Raw genomic sequence first — 17509 nt, 5'->3', positions numbered from 1 at the left:
TCTGAAAGGCCACATCAACAGGCCTTACAGAAGACCGCACACGATCACACGTCAATATGGGTCAGAAAACTCTTGCATAACGGACGGTAACCACAGAAGATATCCGTGCTGGTCCCGCCTATATCCATGGTGATGATGTCGTGGATATCCGCCAGTCCCGCCACATGGGCGCTGGCCACCACTCCGCCCGCAGGGCCGGACAGGACGGTATGGACCGGCTTGGTGCGCGCGCCATCAATGGTCATCAGACCACCTGCGGCATCAATCACCATAATCGGCCTGTCCGCGCCCAGCCCCAGCCCCTCGCCCGGATCACGCAGCAGATGAGACAGAGAACGCAGGTAATTCTCCATGACAGGGCGGAGATAGGCGTTCATCACGGCCGTGCTGCCGCGCTCGAATTCACGGAATTCGGACACGACCTCGGCCGAGGCGCACACCACCACGCCCGGCAGCAGCGCCTCGAGTTTTTCACGCGCCCTGCGCTCATGGGATGGATTGGCGTAGGAATGCAGGAACAGGATCGCCACGGCCTGCACCCCGGCATCCTTCATCTCCTGGGCGATCTGCTCCAGCGCGCCTTCATCGAGGGGCTCGACTTCCTCTCCGGCGGCATTCATACGCCCGGCAACGGTAAAGCAGCGCTCACGTGGAACCAGCGGTTCAGGGCGGACAACATCAATATCGAACAGGCTGGGCCTGTTCTGCCGCCCGATCAGCAGGATATCACGAAACCCCCGGTTGCACAGCAATGCCGTCCGCGCGCCGGTGCGCTGGATGACTGCATTGGTCGTCGTGGTCATTCCATGCCCGACATAATCAACGTCGGCGCCACTTTTCTCCTGAAGGGCCAGGGCCGCCTTGAGGCCCTGCACCGTGCCCACGGCCCGATTGGTCGGCGTAGTTGGCACTTTGGCAACAGTGATGCGACGGGTCGCCGCATCATATGCAATACTGTCCGTAAAGGTTCCACCGACGTCGGACGCAACGCTTAGCTGCGACAATGCTTGTCTCCTAAAACATGGAATCAATGCTGCCCTTGCAGGCAGTTGTATGGACCGGCCTGCCCCGCAGGCCGTGCCAGCCCATCTGTTACGTTTTGCTAGAATTCGCCCCTGATGGAGCCAAAGAACATGCGCGGTGCCCCCGGCGCCAGAGAGGCATAGGTGAGGGCGCCGCTGGAGATGGCCATCGGGTTACCGTTGGCCCCCATGGTCGAGATGTAGTGTGTATTCGTAAGGTTGGTGACATTGAGGCTGAAGATCAGATTTTTCACGACCGCGAGCTTCTTGTCGTATTTGCCCAGGTTGGAGAGCTTGTACTGGATACCCAGGTTTGCCATCCAGTAACCGGGCACCTTTACATCTCCGGTATAGCTGTAGTTTCGTGCACCGATGTAATTGCCATCGATATAGGCCGTGGCATTATGCCATTCATATGACAGCCGCCCCTTATACATGAACCGCGGATAATTAACGATCTGCACGTTCTTTGTATTGTAGGAAATACCTGCGTTGCTGATATTGTTGTCATAAACCGCGTGGTCGTAACTGATGCTGTTGGTCAGCGCCAGGTTCGTGATCGGATTGACGGTCACGCCCACATCCACGCCATTCATCGTCACGCCACCAACATTCTCGACCACCGACTGGGGGTTGATGATGCTGCCGGACGTAACCTGCTGCAGGCGGTTCTGAAAATTGGTTCTGTAGCCATAAACCGATGCGGAGACGATCGGCGAGGAATACCGGTAGCCTGCGGCATATGTCCACGCTGTTTCAGGGTGCAGGGCAGCGACGGAAGAGTTGTACGCACTCTGTGTAACCGCAAAGGGCGAGTTGGAAAGATGATAGCCGGATTCCGCGTAAGTATGCACGTTCTCCGAAATATCGATAAAGAACTCATGCCCCGGCAGGAAGCGCCAGTCCACGCTGATATGGGGCAGGAACGGCTTTGAAGTCGTCAGCCCGACACCGCTTGCGATCTCTGCGCCAGCGCCATAAAAACTCGGATTCAGGAAACCATTGCCAACACGCGTCGTGCTCAGGACCGACTTGAAGCCAAAATGCAGCGAAAGGTTGCGGATCGGCGAGTAAGTATCCTGAAAGAATGCCGTGAAAGTGTTGGTATTATACGACTGATTGAACATCTGCGCAAAGGGGTCGGTCCATTTGCCCAGTGTCTGGGGCAGTCGCCCTTGCACCACGCCATCAACCACATTCGGCACCGCGTAGGCATTCATGGGCGAATCATAATGGTTGTTTTCATACCATACGCCCGCGCCAAGATGGTTATGCGCGATATCGTAATGGACCGCCGACATGACCCCGAAACGGCGGATCATGGGCTCCTTGACCACCTCGGCCAGAGGCGAGCCTGACGGGTCAACCATGTTGCTGTATTCGCTTGTGGGCGCCGTCCAGGTTGTCTGGGCTTCTTCCCCATGCCCGTAGGCCGTTGTTGTCCAGCGCAGATGATTGGTGATGGCCAGGTCAGCCTTCAGGCCGCCGAGGTAGTCAACCTGGTTGGTGCCTCCATCATAATAGGCGATATCACGCTTGCCGCTCAGCCCGTTATAAGAGGCGGGATAATTGCCCAGCGCCACCTGCGTGGCCTTTTCATACCCCGAGATGCCGCCATTGGTGTAATCGGTCACCCGGTCACCCAGGGCCGCGAGCACGGCGGGCGATTCACTCTGATAATTGTTCTGGTGCAGATCAGACCAGTCAAAGAAGGCAGAGATCTCGCTGCTGTCACCAACCGGCTGCACCAGCTTCGCATTGACCTGCTGCACGAACTGTTCGCCATATCCTTTCCACTGCGCCGTGTCGTTGCGCATATAGGAGGCAAAGAATTTCGTGCCAGTTTTATTGAGCCGGCCGCTGTCAAAGCGGATAAACGTATGGTACGCAGCGTAGCTCCCGAAGCTCTGGGAGATCACGCCGCCCCTCTTGTCTTTCGGGTCGCTGGACCGATACTGGAGTGCGCCACCAAGGTTGCTGGTCGATGCAACAGCCTCGGCCCCCGCCGATTGCGACACATCGATACGGGCCACGTTTTCGGAGGAAATGGCCTGGATGGGGTTCAGACCGTTGTAATTACGGTATGTGAACTCTCCGAGCGGAATACCATCAAGGGTTGCCCCGATTTCCGACTGCTGGAAACCATGCATGAACAGCTGTGCCGACCAGTTATCCACGCCCTGCGCATCGTTACCCTGAAACATCACGCCCGGCATTTCGCCCAGCACTTTCAGTGGATTGCTGCCCGGCACCTCGAGCGCCATGCGCTTTTGCGTGACCGAGGCAATCGCACCACGTGGCACGTAATGCGACTGGACTGAAATCTCCTCGGGCGAGAGGTTTGCCGCGGCCGCATTGTCATGCCCGGACGCCGATGCCGCCTGCGCTCGTGACACGGCCCTGGCCTGCACCTTTTTGGGAGCGGCACTGGCCTGGTGGCATATGGCCGTGGCCATGATCGTTGTTGCCAGGAGTGCCTTTGATAATGGAAAAGTGCGTCTCATCACATATCCTATCGAAGCTGGGAAGGGCTGCCGATCCATCAGTTTTTGACCTGTGCGGGACGGCTTTACTGGTACACCCCGCAGATAATTCATCGATGCCAAAAGCACTGCCGAACTAGATAACTGGCTTTATGTCATTCCCCATTCACGGATTGAATGACACTCCATTCGCAAATACAAACCAAACATAGTATTTTACGTACATACCAGTTTATTTAAGTAAACAAGTAGAACCAGAAAAGTTATTCCTGAGAGCCAAGCCGCTCTGAACACCGCTTTGTTTCGATAGTGGAATATAGTCCGGAAAAAGACGAACCTGATAATAAGTTTTCCTTATTCAGGCCCTGTTTCCCCCCGTTTCCCGGCACGCCGCGCGGGCGACTTCCCCTATCTTTCAATACGGTACGCCTGTCTGGCGTGCCGCATGGAACATGGCGGCCGCCCGGGGGTCATTTTCCTGACGGTTCATCCCGGCCCGTGCCATCATGCCGCACTACCTGACGTTTCACGCATCACGCGGGGCAGAACGCGCCCGGGGTTCATGATATTGGTCGGATCAAAGGCCGCCTTTACCGCCTCCATCATCTGCAGTTCGAGGTCATCCTTGTAAGCCGCCATCTCCGGCACATGGAGCGCGCCGATACCGTGTTCGGCACTAAAGCTGCCCTTGAAACGCATGGCCTGATCATACACCAATCTGTTTACGCGCTTTTTCATCCCGGCCTGATCCGCAATGCCCGCCCATACGCTTTTTTCAAACATGACGTTATAGTGCAGGTTGCCATCACCGAGATGGCCGACAATCACGATCTGCGCCTGCGGGAACGTGGTACGGACCGCCTGCCCGGTTTCCTCGATAAACGCATGCAGGGCGCGCAGGGGAACGGCGACATCGTGCGAAAATCCCATTCCCTCGGTTTTATTGGCCTCGGTCACGCTATGGCGTATCGCCCATAGCGCCTCGCGCTGGGCCATGTTGGCCGGAATCACCACATCCTCGATCAGACCGTCCTCGATCCCGGTTGCAAGCCTTGCCTCGAATTCGGCAAGCAGGGCATCACGATCCGCCCCACAGGCTATATCTACCAGCAGGAACCATGGGGCCTCCCCATCAAGCGGGCAACTGACATGGGGCACATGTTTCAGGACCAGTTGCAGTTCACTGCGCGAGATCAGCTCCAGCGCGGTCAGCGTTCCACCAAACTGCGCGCGCAGCATCTGGGCAACCGCAAGTGTCGCCTCCAGGGTGGGGTGGGACATGAAGGCGGTGATCATTTCAGGCTGATGGGGAAAGAGCCTGAGCGTGGCCGCCGTAACAACTCCGAGCGTACCCTCCGACCCGATAAAGAGCGCACGCAGGTCGTAACCGGTATTATCCTTGCGCAATGTGCGCAGACCGTTCCATACCCGGCCATCAGGCAGCACCACTTCCAGGCCCAGTACCAGATCGCGCATGTTGCCATAACGCAGGACAGCCGTGCCCCCTGCATTCGTGGCAATGTTTCCACCAATCTGGCATGACCCTTCAGCCCCGAGGCTGAGAGGAAACAGCATGCCCGCAGCAGCCGCCGCCTCCTGCACGGTGGCAAGCACGCAGCCTGCCTCAACCGTCATCGCGCCATCTTCCACACTCACATCAATGACACGCGACATAAGCGACATGTTCAGCACGATGCCCATGGATGCATGCGGCGGCACGGAACCCGCACAGACACTGGTATTACCGCCCTGTACATAGATCGGTACCGCATGGCGGTGGCATAGAGCCACCACCTGCGACACTTCGGCCGTGCTGCGGGGCCGCACGACACACAGGGCATCTCCCTTGCACCGCCCCCACCAGTCCTCAAAATAGGGCAGGACCTGGGATCTGTCGGAAATGACGCCGTTTTCTCCCACGCATGTGCGCAGGCATGCGATAAACTGTTCTGTATTCATCAGGATTTCATCCTTCAAGCAGGCAGAAGCACCGTATCGGACGGAAGCCAACCCAGATGGATCTCGCTATCTACCTGCAGATTCGCATAATCATTATGGGCACGCGCCTTGAACTGCAGCCGCCCTCCACCACGCCCACGCACGGTGACCCGTATGAAACCGCCGACAAAATTGACGTTTTCCACAATAAAAACAAAACGGTTTGGCATATCCGCCGATGGCGTGACACACATGATGTGCTCAGGCCGCAACAGAAGCCTGGCAGCCCCGCCAACAGCAATATCAGGCCTGCCCTCGACATGGATCGACAGCCCGCAATCGCTTTGGAACAGGTCCTTGCCAGCAAGACAGCCCGAGAGAATATTGGACTCTCCCAAAAACGTGGCGGCAAACTCCGATACCGGCCGGAAATACATTTCCTGCGGGGAGCCGATCTGCTCTATCCGCCCCCGGTTCATGAGACATATCCTGTCAGAAAGGTTCAGCGCCTCCTCCTGGTCATGCGTGACATAGAGGAATGTGGCGCCTGTCGCATGATGGAGGGTCTTGATCTCATCCTGCATCTGTTCGCGCATGTTCTTGTCCAGCGCGCCAAGTGGTTCATCCATCAGGATAATGCTGGGTGAATAGACAAGACAGCGCGCGATGCCGACACGCTGCTGCTGCCCGCCTGAAAGCTCCCGCGGTTTACGGTGGGCAAACCCTTCGAGCCCCATGCGGCGCAGGATATCCGCGACAGCGTGCCTGATCCGGTCCGCTGGCCATTTACGGACCCTGAGCGGAAACGCAATATTGTCAAAAACATTCATATGAGGCAGGAGCGCATAATTCTGGAAAACCATGCCCAGCCCCCGGTCACGCGCCGGTACGTCGGTGACATCGCGCCCGTCGATAAGCACGCTCCCCGCATCGGGTTGCGCCGCACCGTTTATGACGTTGAGGATCGTTGACTTGCCCGACCCGCTCGGGCCCAGCAGGCTCAGGAACTCCCCTGGCCTGATGACAAGGTTGATGTTGTCCAGCGCCAGGAAACTGCCATACCGCACCATGACATCCTTCAGGCGCAGGCGATCTGGCGGCACCACCATGTCATTATTTGTATTGGCTTTTTCCATATGAACCATCAGGATGCCACAGGAACATTATAAGCCAGAGGCAGGCGGCCACCATCGGCATAGATCACCTGGCCGGTAATATAGCTGGCCATTGGCGAGGCCAGGAAAACAGCGATCTCGGCAATTTCCTCAGGCTGCCCCAACCGCCCCATGGGGGTGCGCGACAGCATGCCGTGCCGCATGTCAGGGTTGGCCTGCATGATGTCACGCAGCAGTTCCGTCTCGATGCTGCCAGGCCCGATGGCATTGACGCGGATATTGGAAGGTGCAAGCCCCAGCGCCATGACACGCGTCAACTGGTTCATGCCGCCTTTCGAGACCGCATAGGGCACAATGCCCGGACTGCAGACAATGGCGTTGATGGAACTCATGTTAATGATGGAACCACCCCCCTGCCCGGCCATGACCCTGGCCGCCGCCTGCCCGAGCAGGAAGGGCCCCTTGAGGTTCACACGCAGCACACGGTCGAAATCTTCTTCCGCAAGATCAAGAAACGCCGCGCTGTGGTTGATCCCGGCATTGCACACCGCGATATCAAGCTTCCCGAATGTTGCGAGCGTTTTTTCTACCGCGTTATTTACATCCCGCGCATCGGAAACATCACACGCGATGAACAGGCACTCTCCCTGCTCCGAAAGCTCGGTAGCCAGTTCTTCACCTTTTGCAACATTGACATCGATGATGGCGACCTTCGCGCCATAGGCAACGTAGCGCCTGGCAATCGCAGCGCCAATCCCCTGCGAAGCCCCGGAAATGATTGCAACCTTATCTGCCAGATCCATGATTTTTTCTTTCACGAGACATGTTTGAATATTCGGCACAGACCAGATACAGCCACCCGGCGGGTCATGTGCCGACCATGATGCTGGCGGGAGAATGCCCTATACGGTATCCCCGCCATCCGCTGGGCTTACCCGCGATGCCACAAGGCAGGCGAAGAAAGACACAGCAGATAATAGTGTTGATGCCACGGCAATCAGGGGAGATATCTCCCACTGAATACTGCTATACATGCGCACAGGAAGTGTTTCGGTCTGCACACCCGATATAAACCAGGCAATAACAACTTCATCAAACGACATGAGCAGTGCAAACAGCCCGCCTGCGATGATGGACGGCCTGATCTGCGGCAGCATCACACGCCAGAAGACCCGCTGGCGCCCCGCCCCCATCAGTTGCGCCGCGAATTCCAGTTGCGGGTCGATTTTCCGCATACCCGCGGCAAGTGTCATGATGACATAAGGCGTGACATAGACTGTATGCGCAAGAACAAGACCGGCAAAGGAATTGATCAGCCCTATGGCCGAAAAATAGAAATATATACCCAGCGAGATGATGATGGACGGCACGGCGAGTGGCGTCATGAGCATACCACGGATCATGTTCTGGCCGCGGAAAGCGAAGCGCTCAAGCCCGTAAGTTGCCGGTATGCCAATGCCAAGGGAAAGTATCATTGAAGCACAGGCAATAAAAACACTGTGCCAGACCGATGTCATCCATGCCGAGGAGGACAGGAACTCGGCATAAAGCCGCAGTGTCGGATGCATGCCACCACCCTGGCTCGGCCCGGCGATCAGCCCGAACGAAATCAGCATGACAATGACAGTGGGCACCAGCAGGAAACCATAGACCGCGCAGGCAAGACCCGTGGTAAGATAACGGATGCGGCACGCGGGCTTATCCGTAAAAGCCGTGTTCATACCCGACGCACCTTTCGCAAAGTCGTGGCGATAAAGCCGCACATCCCGATCACGGCAAGCAGGCACATGCCAATAGCCGCGGCAGCGGGCCAGTCCAGGGTTTCACGGGTGTAGAAATCAACAAGATTGGCAAGCATGACGTCATGCCGCCCGCCCAGCAATGCAGGCACGACAAAAAAGCCCAACGAAATAATGAATGTGGACGACGCCCCGGCAATAACGCCTGGCAGGCTCAAAGGCAGGGTAATCTGCCTGAATACGCGCATGGGCCGTGCCCCCATCAGCGTTGCCGCCCGCCCGAGTGCCGGGTCGATGGCCAGAAGGCTGGCCAGCACCGGAAACACAACAAATGGAACAAGATAATTGGCCATGCCAATCACAACGGAAAACTTGTTGAACAGTAATGGCAACGCCACTTTATGGCCGACAACACAGCTCAGGGCTGTATTGATAATGCCCCGCCGCCCCAATATGATGGTAAATGCATAGCTCTTGACCAGAACACTGGTCCAGAACGGCATCAGAACCATGATCATCATAAGGGCACGGCGACGCGCGGGCTGGCGTGCGAGATGCACCGCAACCGGATAACCGAGCAGGACACTCAGCACCGTTGCCAGAATGCTGGTTTCAAACGTTGACCATAAAGACTGGAAGAACAGCCTGCTGGACAACAGCATGACATAGGCGGACGGACTGAAATGCGGCCCGTTGAAACTGACATACAGAATATAAAACAACGGGATGCCGACAATACCCACCATGAACGCAGCCGCAGGCCCGATCGTGCATAAGGCGCCAATCCTGTCTTTTGTCATGGCAGCCATGGTCATGATAGTGTCCATTCCTTGAAGCGCCGCTCAAGCGGGGCGTAGTTTTCCGCCCACCATGCATCATTGACCAGCGCGTTTTTGCCCGGGTTGATGTCAGGCATCCAGGGCAGGACCTTTTGTGACAGCATGCCCATGGCTTTTTCATTGACCGGGCGATTGACAAGCAGGTTCATGGTTTCGGCCTGCCGGTCGGCACGCAGGGCAAAGGCAATGAACTGCATGGCCTCTTCCCGATGCGGCGCGCCTTTCAGAATGGAAAGATACTCAAGGAAATTCAGCGTCTGTCCGAATGAAAAGTCAATCGAAACGCCGCCGCTTGCCCGCGCCGTCTGAACACGGGAAGCATAGCTGTAGCTGAAATCGGCCTCCCCTGCCTGCAGCAGGGTAATGGTCTGGGTCGTAGCCTCAACCCATTTTATGATCGAGGGCTTGATTGTGTCGAGCATACGAAAGCCGCGCGCGACATCGAGGGGATAAAGCTGGTCCGGCGCCACGCCATCGGCAAGCAGGGCGACCTCCAGCGTTTCACTGACCCGGTTGCGCAGCGTCCGCAGGCCGGGGAAGCGCCTGACATCAAAGTATTCCTCGAAGTTGCGCGGATGCCGCCCCTCGGGAAATTCCTTGGGATCATAGGCAATACCTCCTGCGGTCAGGAAGAACGGCGCCAGATCATGCGTGGGCTGCACGGACAGTTCGGATAGTGGAAGACGTGACGTATCAAGCGCCTCCCAATATCCTTCGCGCGACCCCGTCGCGGCAAGGGGGCCGGGTGAATCGAACAGGTCCCATTCCACGTTGCCTGACAGGATCTGCGCCTTCACCTTGGCCAGGTCAGGTGTGTCCACCATCGTTACATGGATGCCGGTCTCCGCCATGAACGGCTCGACCAGCCCCTTGAGTACCGCATTATGGTAACTCCCCCCCCAGCTCACAAAAACCAGCTCCCCTCCGGAACGGGCAAAGGAACGGCGTGATATGAAGGGCGCGGAAAGTACAGACATACCCCCAAGGCAAAAATTCCGCCGGTTAACGCCATTCAATACTGCCTTTGACTGTAACATCCGCCTATCCTTGCATACGAATGGGGTTAAGCCGTAACCGGTCAGATAAAAGCGCCGGGAGTCATTTCTCCGCAGTCAGGAATTCGGGAATAAGCCGCGCCAGTTTTTCCTTCAGCATGGCGCTGGCTGGCTGCAGGGGCGGCAGCACATCGCCATAAGGGCGGCCCACCAGTGACAGGGCAGCTTTTAACGGCGCGGGATTATGTTCAGAAAACAGCGCCTCGACTACCGGCATCAACCGTGCATGCAGGACCATGGCATCAGCAAGGCGGTTCTGGCGTGCTGCCTCGTAGATCCGGTTCCATGCACTCTGGAAGATGCATGATGTCGCCAGAAGTCCGCCTCTGGCCCCCATTGCGACATGAACCGGGAATACATTTTCCTCGCCGGACAGGATGGAAATGCTGTCTCCCGCGGCTTCAAGAACCTTCAGTTGCTGCGACAGATCGTTATTACAGGCCTTCATCGCGACAACGCGGGTCTGTTCGGCCAGCGTTGCCACGGTGTCAGGCGTGAGCGATATGCCGGTACGATACGGAATTTCATACAGCATGATCTCCGCATCAACTGCATCGGAGATGGCCTTGTAATAATCGATGATGCCAGCCTGCGTCGGCCGGGAATAATAAGGCGTCACGATCATCAGGGCATCAGCACCCAAGGCGCGGGCGCTGCGCCCGGCATTGATCGTGTCATTAAGCCCCGGCGAAAGAATACCTGTAATAACGGGCACATCCCCATTGGCCGCTGCAACGGAATATTCAACCATCTGGCTGCGCTGGCGCTCGGTCAGGGCCGTATATTCACCTGTGCCGCCATTGGGCGCGATGGCGCTTGCGCCCTGGTCAATCACATGGCGCACAAGGGATGCGACGGCTCCGCCATCTATATTTCCGTCGGAATCAAGTGGGGTCGGTGTTGCGGTCACAATTCCGCATATACTGGCAATTGAGTGTGGCATGCGAATACTTTCGAGCCGATCATGTTGCGATTTCGATATGGATACAATTTGGATACCATCATGCGCCCTGTCAAGGAATTTCGGCTGGATTCAGGAGTCGTTTTTGCTTTATGTACGCCCACCATCTCCTTTATCTTTTTTTCGAGATTGAATTCTTGAGTGCCATCACAAAGCAATTAGGATCGGCATGATATGGACCGAACGATATAGGCAGCAGGTATATGGCGACTGATTCAGGATCCCGGGAGGGAGACCGTGTTTATTCAATGTTACGAAAGCAGATACTTGCAGTAGATCTGGAGCCGGGATCAGTGCTGGATGAGGCCCGTATTGTCCAGGATATGGGCACATCGCGCACTCCCGTGCGCGAAGCGGTCATTCGCCTCGTATCTGACGGCCTGCTCAAACGTGATGGACGGCAGGTGATCGTACCGACATTCCAGGTGGCGCAATTACGGGCGTTTTTTGAAACATTACTTTTATATACACGCGTCACGCATCGCCTTGCGGCGGAACGGCGCAGCGCCAGACAACTGGCCGCTATATGGCAGGCTGTAAAAACATTTGAGAAAGAAGCCCATACCGGCATCGAATTTGAAATGACCGATGCCAATCACCGGCTACACCGCACGATCGCCGCGGCCTGCGACAACATTTTTTTCCAGGAGGCTTACGAATCCATCCTGCTCCAGTCGCTGCGCCTGTCACGGCACTGCTTTGTTGCGGGCATCAAATCGGAATATAAGCACAGGGAACATCTGGAAACGATCATAACGGAGCATCAGGCCATAGCACAGGCCATTGAAGACGGGGATGCGGACCGCACCGACGCGCTGGCGACAGCCCACATCTCCCTGTTCCGGTCATGGCTGAGCGAGCAGTTGCTCGGCCCGGCGGAATTGCTGAACGACATGATGCTGTAAGCCGGAAAGTAGTGATGGCGCGCCCGGCATGGACGGGTGCGCCATTACGCTTTTTCTGCGGCTCAGGCGCTACCCTGCGCTTTCAGTCCGGGGCAGTTGTCCTGTTCCTCTGCCCTGCGCGGCACATAGCGTATTCCAGAGCAGACAGGCGATTGTCATGGGGCCAACCCCGCCGGGCACGGGTGTAATGGCGGCGGCCTTCAGAACGGCTTCATCAAATTCCACATCCCCCACAATGCGTGCTCCGTCATGCTGCTCCACGCGATTGATACCGACATCAATCACAACGGCACCGGGCTTGATCCAGTCGCCACGCACCAGCCCTGCATGGCCTGCCGCAACAACCAGTATGTCAGCACGCCGCGCCTCGGCGGCCACATCACGTGATTGCAGATGCGTCATGACCACGGTGCAGCCTTCATTGAGCAGCAGGCGCGCGGTGGGGCGGCCAACAATATTTGAACACCCGATAATAACGGCATGCAGCCCCGCCAGGTCGGGCAGGACACGCCTTAACAGCAGGCGACAGCCCACCGCCGTGCACGGGATCATGCCATCTTCCCGCCCGACCGCAAGTTTGCCTGCATTATCTATATGAAAGCCATCAACATCCTTTGCGGGCGTAATGGCGTCAGTCACCACGTCGCGATCGATGTGCGCGGGCAATGGCAACTGGACCAGAATTCCATGAACGGCAGCATCCGTATTGAGTGATGAAACCAGTTCAAGCAGTTCCGCCTGTGGCGTATGCGCTGGCAGACGGTAGGAAATGGAGCGCATGCCCACTGCCTCGACGGCCCGGATCTTGTTGCGCACATAAATATGGCTGGCAGGATCTTCCCCCACCAGCACGACCGCGAGGGATGGTGTGATCCCCCGCGCCTGCAGGCGTGTCACCTCGTGCGCGACAAGCCCCTTCAGCACGGCGGCTTCCGCCCTGCCATCAATCAGGGTTGCGCGGTGGGAACTGGAATTATTATGCATCAGGATACAAATACGATCGTTTTATTGCCGTTCATGACGGTGCGGTGCTCAATATGATATCTCACCGCGCGGGCCAGAACACGGCGCTCTATGTCCCGGCCCTTACGGATCAGGTCATCGGGCGTATCGATATGTGAAATCCGCTCGACATCCTGTTCAATGATAGGCCCTTCATCAAGGTCGCTTGTCACATAATGGGCCGTGGCCCCGATCAGCTTCACGCCACGCTCGAAAGCCTGATGGTAGGGGCGCGCTCCCTTGAAACCGGGCAGGAAGGAGTGGTGTATGTTGATGCAGTTACCCGAAAGGTAGGCTGCCATCTCATTCGACAGGATCTGCATGTACCGCGCCAGCACGACAAGCTGCGTGCCGGTTGCAACCATGACATCACGGATCTTGCGTTCCTGTTCCGCCTTCGTATCTTTGGTAACAGGGAAATAATGGAACGGAATTCCATGAAAATCTATGTTTGCATAGGTTTCGGCCGGATGGTTTGAAATGATGCCGACCGGGTCGATGGGCAGTTCATCAATCCGCCAGCGGTAAAGAAGATCAACCAGGCAATGGTCAAAACGCGACACCAGAAACAGGACCTTCGGCCGCTTGCGCAGATCGACGAGAGACCAGCGCAGCCCGAATATTTCCGACAGGCTCTCAAGCGCGGTCCTGACCTGCTCCTGCACGGCCGGAGCATCCGCAATGTCGAATACGATACGCATGAAAAACTGCGTACTCGCGGTTTCGTCAAACTGCTGTGCCTCGATAATATTCGCGCCCAGGTCAAACAGACGGGTACTGACCGCGGCCACAATGCCTGGCCGGTTATGGCAACTGAAGGTCACGGCAAAAAAAGCGCGTGTGGAAGAAGGACAGATCATGTCAGTTTTGTTCCGATTTCGGAATGCCGCCCTGCATGGCGGCAAGAATGTCATGATGCAGGCTGCGGACCAGACTGCGGAAGACGATGAAGTTGTAAGAAGGTTCCAGATCGCGCTGCACCACAATGACCGGAATATGACCCGCAAGTGTCAGCGCCACGCTCGATAGCCCGAAACAGCGTGGATGCAGGTCGATCGGGACCAGCTTGGCTGCAATCACATGCGCATATGGCCCCGAGAGTGTCAGTGTCACGCGGCTGTCGGTCTGGTCGGTCAGGGCCGCATGCGCCCCGAAGGCAGCCTGCAGCTTTTCCATCAGCCCAGATCCCGATGGTGCGCTGGCCAGCCACTGGTTCGGACCGGCCCACAGGATGGAAAGATCCTGCGCCCTGGTGGCGGTGCCGGGCGTTTGCGGCAGGCTGGCGCCCAGTGCCTGCAGGGCCGCTTCGTGCAGGGCTGGCAGGGAATTCCTGAACCCGCCGATGCTGACCGTCTCATCGGGCGGCGCGAGGGCAAGCGTCAGCCCCCCGACCCGGCAAGGCTCTGTCGAGATGGGGGAACAGGGCGAAAGGATATCAGGCATGCAGGCGGCTCCCTTCGGGATCGACAAAGACGGGCGGCACCACCCTCGCCTCGGTCACGGTGCCTGCCAGCGGATTGTGAACGGCAATGATCTCCCCATGCCGCTGCGCGCCATGGCACAGGAAACCGAGGCCAATCCATGATTCAACCGTAGGCGACCACGCGGATGAGGAAATCCATCCCTGATCGGACGCCGCACTCGCCGGCGCGCCACGTGGCAGCAGGTGAGCGCCTGCAACAAGGGCATCACCGGCATTGACCGGCTTCAGCCCCACCAGCGTGGGCCGGGCGGCATCGCTCAGCGCGGCGCGCTGCGCCATGACCCGCCCGATGAAGTCCTTTCTGCCAGAAAGCATCCGCCCCATTCCCAGGTCATGGGCGGTTGTCTGGCCATTCAGCTCGGGCCCGGCGGGATGCCCTTTTTCGATGCGCATCACACCAAGCGCTTCCGTGCCATAAGGCGTAATGCCATAAGGGGCCCCGACCCGCATGAGCAGGCGCGCGAGCGCATCGCCATACCGGGCGGGAACCGCGATCTCGTATGCCAGTTCGCCCGAAAAGGACAGCCGGAACAGTCGGCCGGCCACGCCGCCACGCAGCCGGACATGCGCAGCCCCCATATAACCGAAGGCTTCATTGGAAAGGTCAAAGGAGTCATCAATGATTTCACGCAGCACATCGCGTGAACGCGGCCCGGCCACGGCAATCTGGGCCCATGCATCGGTTACGGAAATGAACTGCACATCGAGTTCAGGCCACAGGCACTGATGGCAGAATTCCAGATGCCGCATCACCGCGCCCGCATTTGCCGTGGTCGTGGTCATGACATAATGGTTTTCGCCCAGACGGGCCGTCGTGCCATCGTCAAAGGCAAAACCATCCTCACGGAGCATGAGCCCGTACCGTGCCCGCCCCACCGGCAGCTTGCGCCATGCATTGACGTAAACACGCTCAAGCAGCGTTGCGGCGTCGATACCCTGGATATCGATCTTGCCCAACGTCGTAACATCACAGAACCCTACGCTCGAGCGTACTGACCTGACCTCACGGTTGACGGTCTCCTGCCATGATGTTTCACCCGGACGGGGATACCACTGCGCGCGCTGCCATATTCCGTTGGATGTCAGGACACAGCCCGTCTCCACTGCCCAGTCATGCGTGGGCGGCAGGCGGTGCGGCTTGAAATGACGCCCACGATGCGTGCCTGCCAGCGCCCCGATCGCACATGGCTGCACGGGCGGGCGCACGATGGTCGTGCCGGTCTGCGCAATGGTGCGCCCCCTTTCCCATGCCATCATTGCCAGGGCATTCACATTGGCCGTCTTGCCCTGGTCGGTCGCCATGCCCAGTGTCGTGTAGCGTTTGAGGTGCTCGACCGCCCAGAACCCCTCACGCGCGGCGAGGCTGACATCCTTGGCCGTGACATCATTCTGGAAGTCGATGAACGCCCTGCCAGCCTGCTTCGCCGCCCCCCGGTCAAGCGCATGCCACAATGGCGCGATGGCATAACCTTCCTCCTGCCCGGCACGGGGCAGCGCCGGAGCGGGGCCGATAGCGGCATCAAAGCCTGCGGCCTGCGCTGCCGTGCGCCCGAGCGCATCACCCTGCGCCAGCGCCGCATCCGTTGTCAGGCTGCCCGCCGCGAAACCAGCGATATGCAGCCCCGCCGGCACGCTGGAGACGACGAATGCATTCAGCACCTCATCATATACAGGATGCATGCGGTGGTGGGTGGCGAGGGCGATATCGGGGTTCCACCCTCCGGATACCGCAAGCAGGTCACAGGCAAGCCGATGGGTCTGCCCGGCGCTGTCGCGAACCTGCACGGCTTTCAGGCCGGTATGGCCGGATGTCTTGACAATGGCCCCGCCCGCAAACAGGGGCGCGCCGACCCGCCGGGCCGTTACCTGCGCTGCGGTGGAAGATGGCAGGCGGGAATCAATAATGGCGGCAATGCTGGCGCCAGCATCATGCAGATCCACTGCCGTACGCAGGCCATCGTCATTATTGGCATAGATGACCGCCTGATGCCCCGGCACGACCCCGAATCGGTTGACATAGGCGCGCACCGCCCCGGCAAGCATGATGCCCGGTCGATCATTGTCGGGGAAGACAATGGGGCGCTCGATGCCACCCGTGGCAAGAATGCACTGCCCGGCCACGATGCGCCACAGCCGCTGGCGGGGCTGCCCGGCCTGCGGCACCGCCACATGGTCAGCCACACGCTCGAGCGCACCGTAACATCCGCCGTCATAGCGCCCGAAAACGCATGTACGGGTCATGATGCGGACTTCGGGCTGCGCACGCAGATACTGCTCGGTCTCCTGCGCCCATTCCCAGCCGGGGCGGCCATCGAGCACTGTCTGCTCGGCCCGCAGCCTGCCGCCGGTCAGGCTGTCCTGCTCGCATAGAATGACCCGTGCGCCCGTGCCTGCCGCCGCACGCGCCGCCGCCAGACCGGCAGGGCCACTGCCCACGACAAGGACATCGCAGAATGCGGTGGCTTTTTCATAACTATCCGGATCGGCGTCATCCGCCGCACGCCCCAGCCCTGCCGCACGGCGGATGATAGGCTCGTATACCTTTTCCCAGAAGGATGCAGGCCACATGAAGGTTTTATAATAGAACCCCGCACTGAACACCGGCGCCAGAAGGCTGTTGGCGCCAAGCAGGTCATGTTTCAGGCCGGGCCAGCGATTCTGGCTTGTCGCGGCCAGTCCATCGAAGACTTCCGTAACCGTGGCGCGTGAATTGGGTTCCCGCCGCGCGCCATCGCGCAGTTCCACCAGCGCGTTCGGCTCTTCCGGCCCGGCAGACAGAATACCGCGTGGGCGATGATACTTGAAGGAGCGCCCGACCAGGCGCACGCCGTTCGCAAGCAGCGCAGAGGCCAGCGTATCGCCCGGATGCGCTTCGAGCACACGGCCATCAAACGTGAAACGGATGGTCGTGTCGCCATTGATACCGTTCCCCCGCGCCAGGCGCATGGGTTGGGTTTTCCCCGCGTG

Annotated in this window: 14 protein-coding genes; 1 reads left to right on the top strand and 13 read right to left on the bottom strand. The window is 58.4% G+C overall.

The window, feature by feature from the left end; genetic code table 11:
* Window positions 1–44: 44 nt before the first annotated feature.
* The 9 genes from CDI09_RS07310 to dapA all read right to left on the bottom strand — a co-directional run bounded on the left by CDI09_RS07310 (window position 45) and on the right by dapA (window position 11101).
* Entirely contained in the window at window positions 45–1004 is a 960-nt protein-coding gene (locus CDI09_RS07310; protein WP_078527398.1) for a hydantoinase/oxoprolinase N-terminal domain-containing protein, read from the bottom strand.
* 98 nt (window positions 1005–1102) lie between these two features.
* Complete coding sequence (locus tag CDI09_RS07305) at window positions 1103–3478, bottom strand: TonB-dependent receptor (protein WP_236944529.1); 2376 nt, start codon at window positions 3476–3478, stop codon at window positions 1103–1105.
* Between the two features lie 531 nt (window positions 3479–4009).
* Window positions 4010–5464, bottom strand: coding sequence for an FAD-binding oxidoreductase (locus CDI09_RS07300; protein ID WP_078527394.1), 1455 nt, complete (start codon window positions 5462–5464; stop codon window positions 4010–4012).
* 14 nt (window positions 5465–5478) lie between these two features.
* Complete coding sequence (locus CDI09_RS07295; RefSeq protein ID WP_078527392.1) at window positions 5479–6579, bottom strand: ABC transporter ATP-binding protein; 1101 nt, start codon at window positions 6577–6579, stop codon at window positions 5479–5481.
* Between the two features lie 8 nt (window positions 6580–6587).
* Window positions 6588–7361: an SDR family NAD(P)-dependent oxidoreductase gene (locus CDI09_RS07290; protein WP_078527390.1), complete on the bottom strand. Its 774-nt coding sequence runs from the start codon at window positions 7359–7361 to the stop codon at window positions 6588–6590.
* Window positions 7362–7460: 99 nt separating this feature from the next.
* A complete protein-coding gene (locus tag CDI09_RS07285) occupies window positions 7461–8279 on the bottom strand; it encodes an ABC transporter permease (protein WP_078527388.1) in 819 nt (272 codons plus the stop codon).
* Complete coding sequence (locus CDI09_RS07280; protein ID WP_205836627.1) at window positions 8276–9112, bottom strand: ABC transporter permease; 837 nt, start codon at window positions 9110–9112, stop codon at window positions 8276–8278. The genes CDI09_RS07285 and CDI09_RS07280 overlap by 4 nt, the downstream gene beginning before the upstream one ends.
* Window positions 9109–10044, bottom strand: coding sequence for an ABC transporter substrate-binding protein (locus CDI09_RS07275; protein ID WP_205836626.1), 936 nt, complete (start codon window positions 10042–10044; stop codon window positions 9109–9111). The genes CDI09_RS07280 and CDI09_RS07275 overlap by 4 nt, the downstream gene beginning before the upstream one ends.
* 190 nt (window positions 10045–10234) lie before the next feature.
* On the bottom strand, window positions 10235–11101 hold the full coding sequence (gene dapA, locus CDI09_RS07270; RefSeq protein WP_205836625.1) for a 4-hydroxy-tetrahydrodipicolinate synthase: 867 nt from the start codon (window positions 11099–11101) through the stop codon (window positions 10235–10237).
* A 254-nt stretch (window positions 11102–11355) separates the two neighbouring features.
* On the opposite strand from dapA, the gene CDI09_RS07265 reads away from it, so the two are divergent.
* Window positions 11356–12057: a GntR family transcriptional regulator gene (locus tag CDI09_RS07265; RefSeq protein ID WP_078527382.1), complete on the top strand. Its 702-nt coding sequence runs from the start codon at window positions 11356–11358 to the stop codon at window positions 12055–12057.
* 69 nt (window positions 12058–12126) lie between these two features.
* On the opposite strand, the gene CDI09_RS07260 is transcribed toward CDI09_RS07265, so the two are convergent.
* Genes CDI09_RS07260 through CDI09_RS07245 form a run of 4 tightly spaced genes read right to left on the bottom strand, consistent with a single transcriptional unit; the run spans window position 12127 to window position 17488 of the window.
* Window positions 12127–13041: a bifunctional 5,10-methylenetetrahydrofolate dehydrogenase/5,10-methenyltetrahydrofolate cyclohydrolase gene (locus CDI09_RS07260; RefSeq protein ID WP_078527380.1), complete on the bottom strand. Its 915-nt coding sequence runs from the start codon at window positions 13039–13041 to the stop codon at window positions 12127–12129.
* Window positions 13041–13919, bottom strand: a complete 879-nt coding sequence (gene purU / locus CDI09_RS07255; protein WP_078527379.1) for a formyltetrahydrofolate deformylase — start codon at window positions 13917–13919, stop codon at window positions 13041–13043. The genes CDI09_RS07260 and purU overlap by 1 nt, the downstream gene beginning before the upstream one ends.
* A 1-nt stretch (window position 13920) precedes the next feature.
* Window positions 13921–14502: a sarcosine oxidase subunit gamma gene (locus CDI09_RS07250; RefSeq protein ID WP_078527377.1), complete on the bottom strand. Its 582-nt coding sequence runs from the start codon at window positions 14500–14502 to the stop codon at window positions 13921–13923.
* Window positions 14495–17488, bottom strand: a complete 2994-nt coding sequence (locus tag CDI09_RS07245) for a sarcosine oxidase subunit alpha family protein (RefSeq protein ID WP_205836728.1) — start codon at window positions 17486–17488, stop codon at window positions 14495–14497. Before CDI09_RS07245 ends, CDI09_RS07250 begins: the two co-directional genes overlap by 8 nt.
* Window positions 17489–17509: the final 21 nt, after the last annotated feature.

The organism is Komagataeibacter nataicola (assembly GCF_003207795.1).
GTDB lineage: Bacteria > Pseudomonadota > Alphaproteobacteria > Acetobacterales > Acetobacteraceae > Komagataeibacter > Komagataeibacter nataicola.
The sequence above is the reverse complement of the archived record's forward strand: the minus strand, read 5'-3'. Positions and strand labels throughout refer to the sequence as shown.

Coding starts and splice junctions, on each gene's coding strand:
- CDI09_RS07305 (WP_236944529.1), bottom strand. CDS start 3,478: ATGGCCACGGCCATATGCCACCAGGCCAGTGCCGCTCCCAAAAAGGTG.
- CDI09_RS07300 (WP_078527394.1), bottom strand. CDS start 5,464: ATGAATACAGAACAGTTTATCGCATGCCTGCGCACATGCGTGGGAGAA.
- CDI09_RS07295 (WP_078527392.1), bottom strand. CDS start 6,579: ATGGAAAAAGCCAATACAAATAATGACATGGTGGTGCCGCCAGATCGC.
- CDI09_RS07290 (WP_078527390.1), bottom strand. CDS start 7,361: ATGGATCTGGCAGATAAGGTTGCAATCATTTCCGGGGCTTCGCAGGGG.
- CDI09_RS07285 (WP_078527388.1), bottom strand. CDS start 8,279: ATGAACACGGCTTTTACGGATAAGCCCGCGTGCCGCATCCGTTATCTT.
- CDI09_RS07280 (WP_205836627.1), bottom strand. CDS start 9,112: ATGACCATGGCTGCCATGACAAAAGACAGGATTGGCGCCTTATGCACG.
- CDI09_RS07265 (WP_078527382.1), top strand. CDS start 11,356: ATGGCGACTGATTCAGGATCCCGGGAGGGAGACCGTGTTTATTCAATG.
- CDI09_RS07260 (WP_078527380.1), bottom strand. CDS start 13,041: ATGCATAATAATTCCAGTTCCCACCGCGCAACCCTGATTGATGGCAGG.
- purU (WP_078527379.1), bottom strand. CDS start 13,919: ATGATCTGTCCTTCTTCCACACGCGCTTTTTTTGCCGTGACCTTCAGT.
- CDI09_RS07250 (WP_078527377.1), bottom strand. CDS start 14,502: ATGCCTGATATCCTTTCGCCCTGTTCCCCCATCTCGACAGAGCCTTGC.
- CDI09_RS07245 (WP_205836728.1), bottom strand. CDS start 17,488: ATGCGCCTGGCGCGGGGGAACGGTATCAATGGCGACACGACCATCCGT.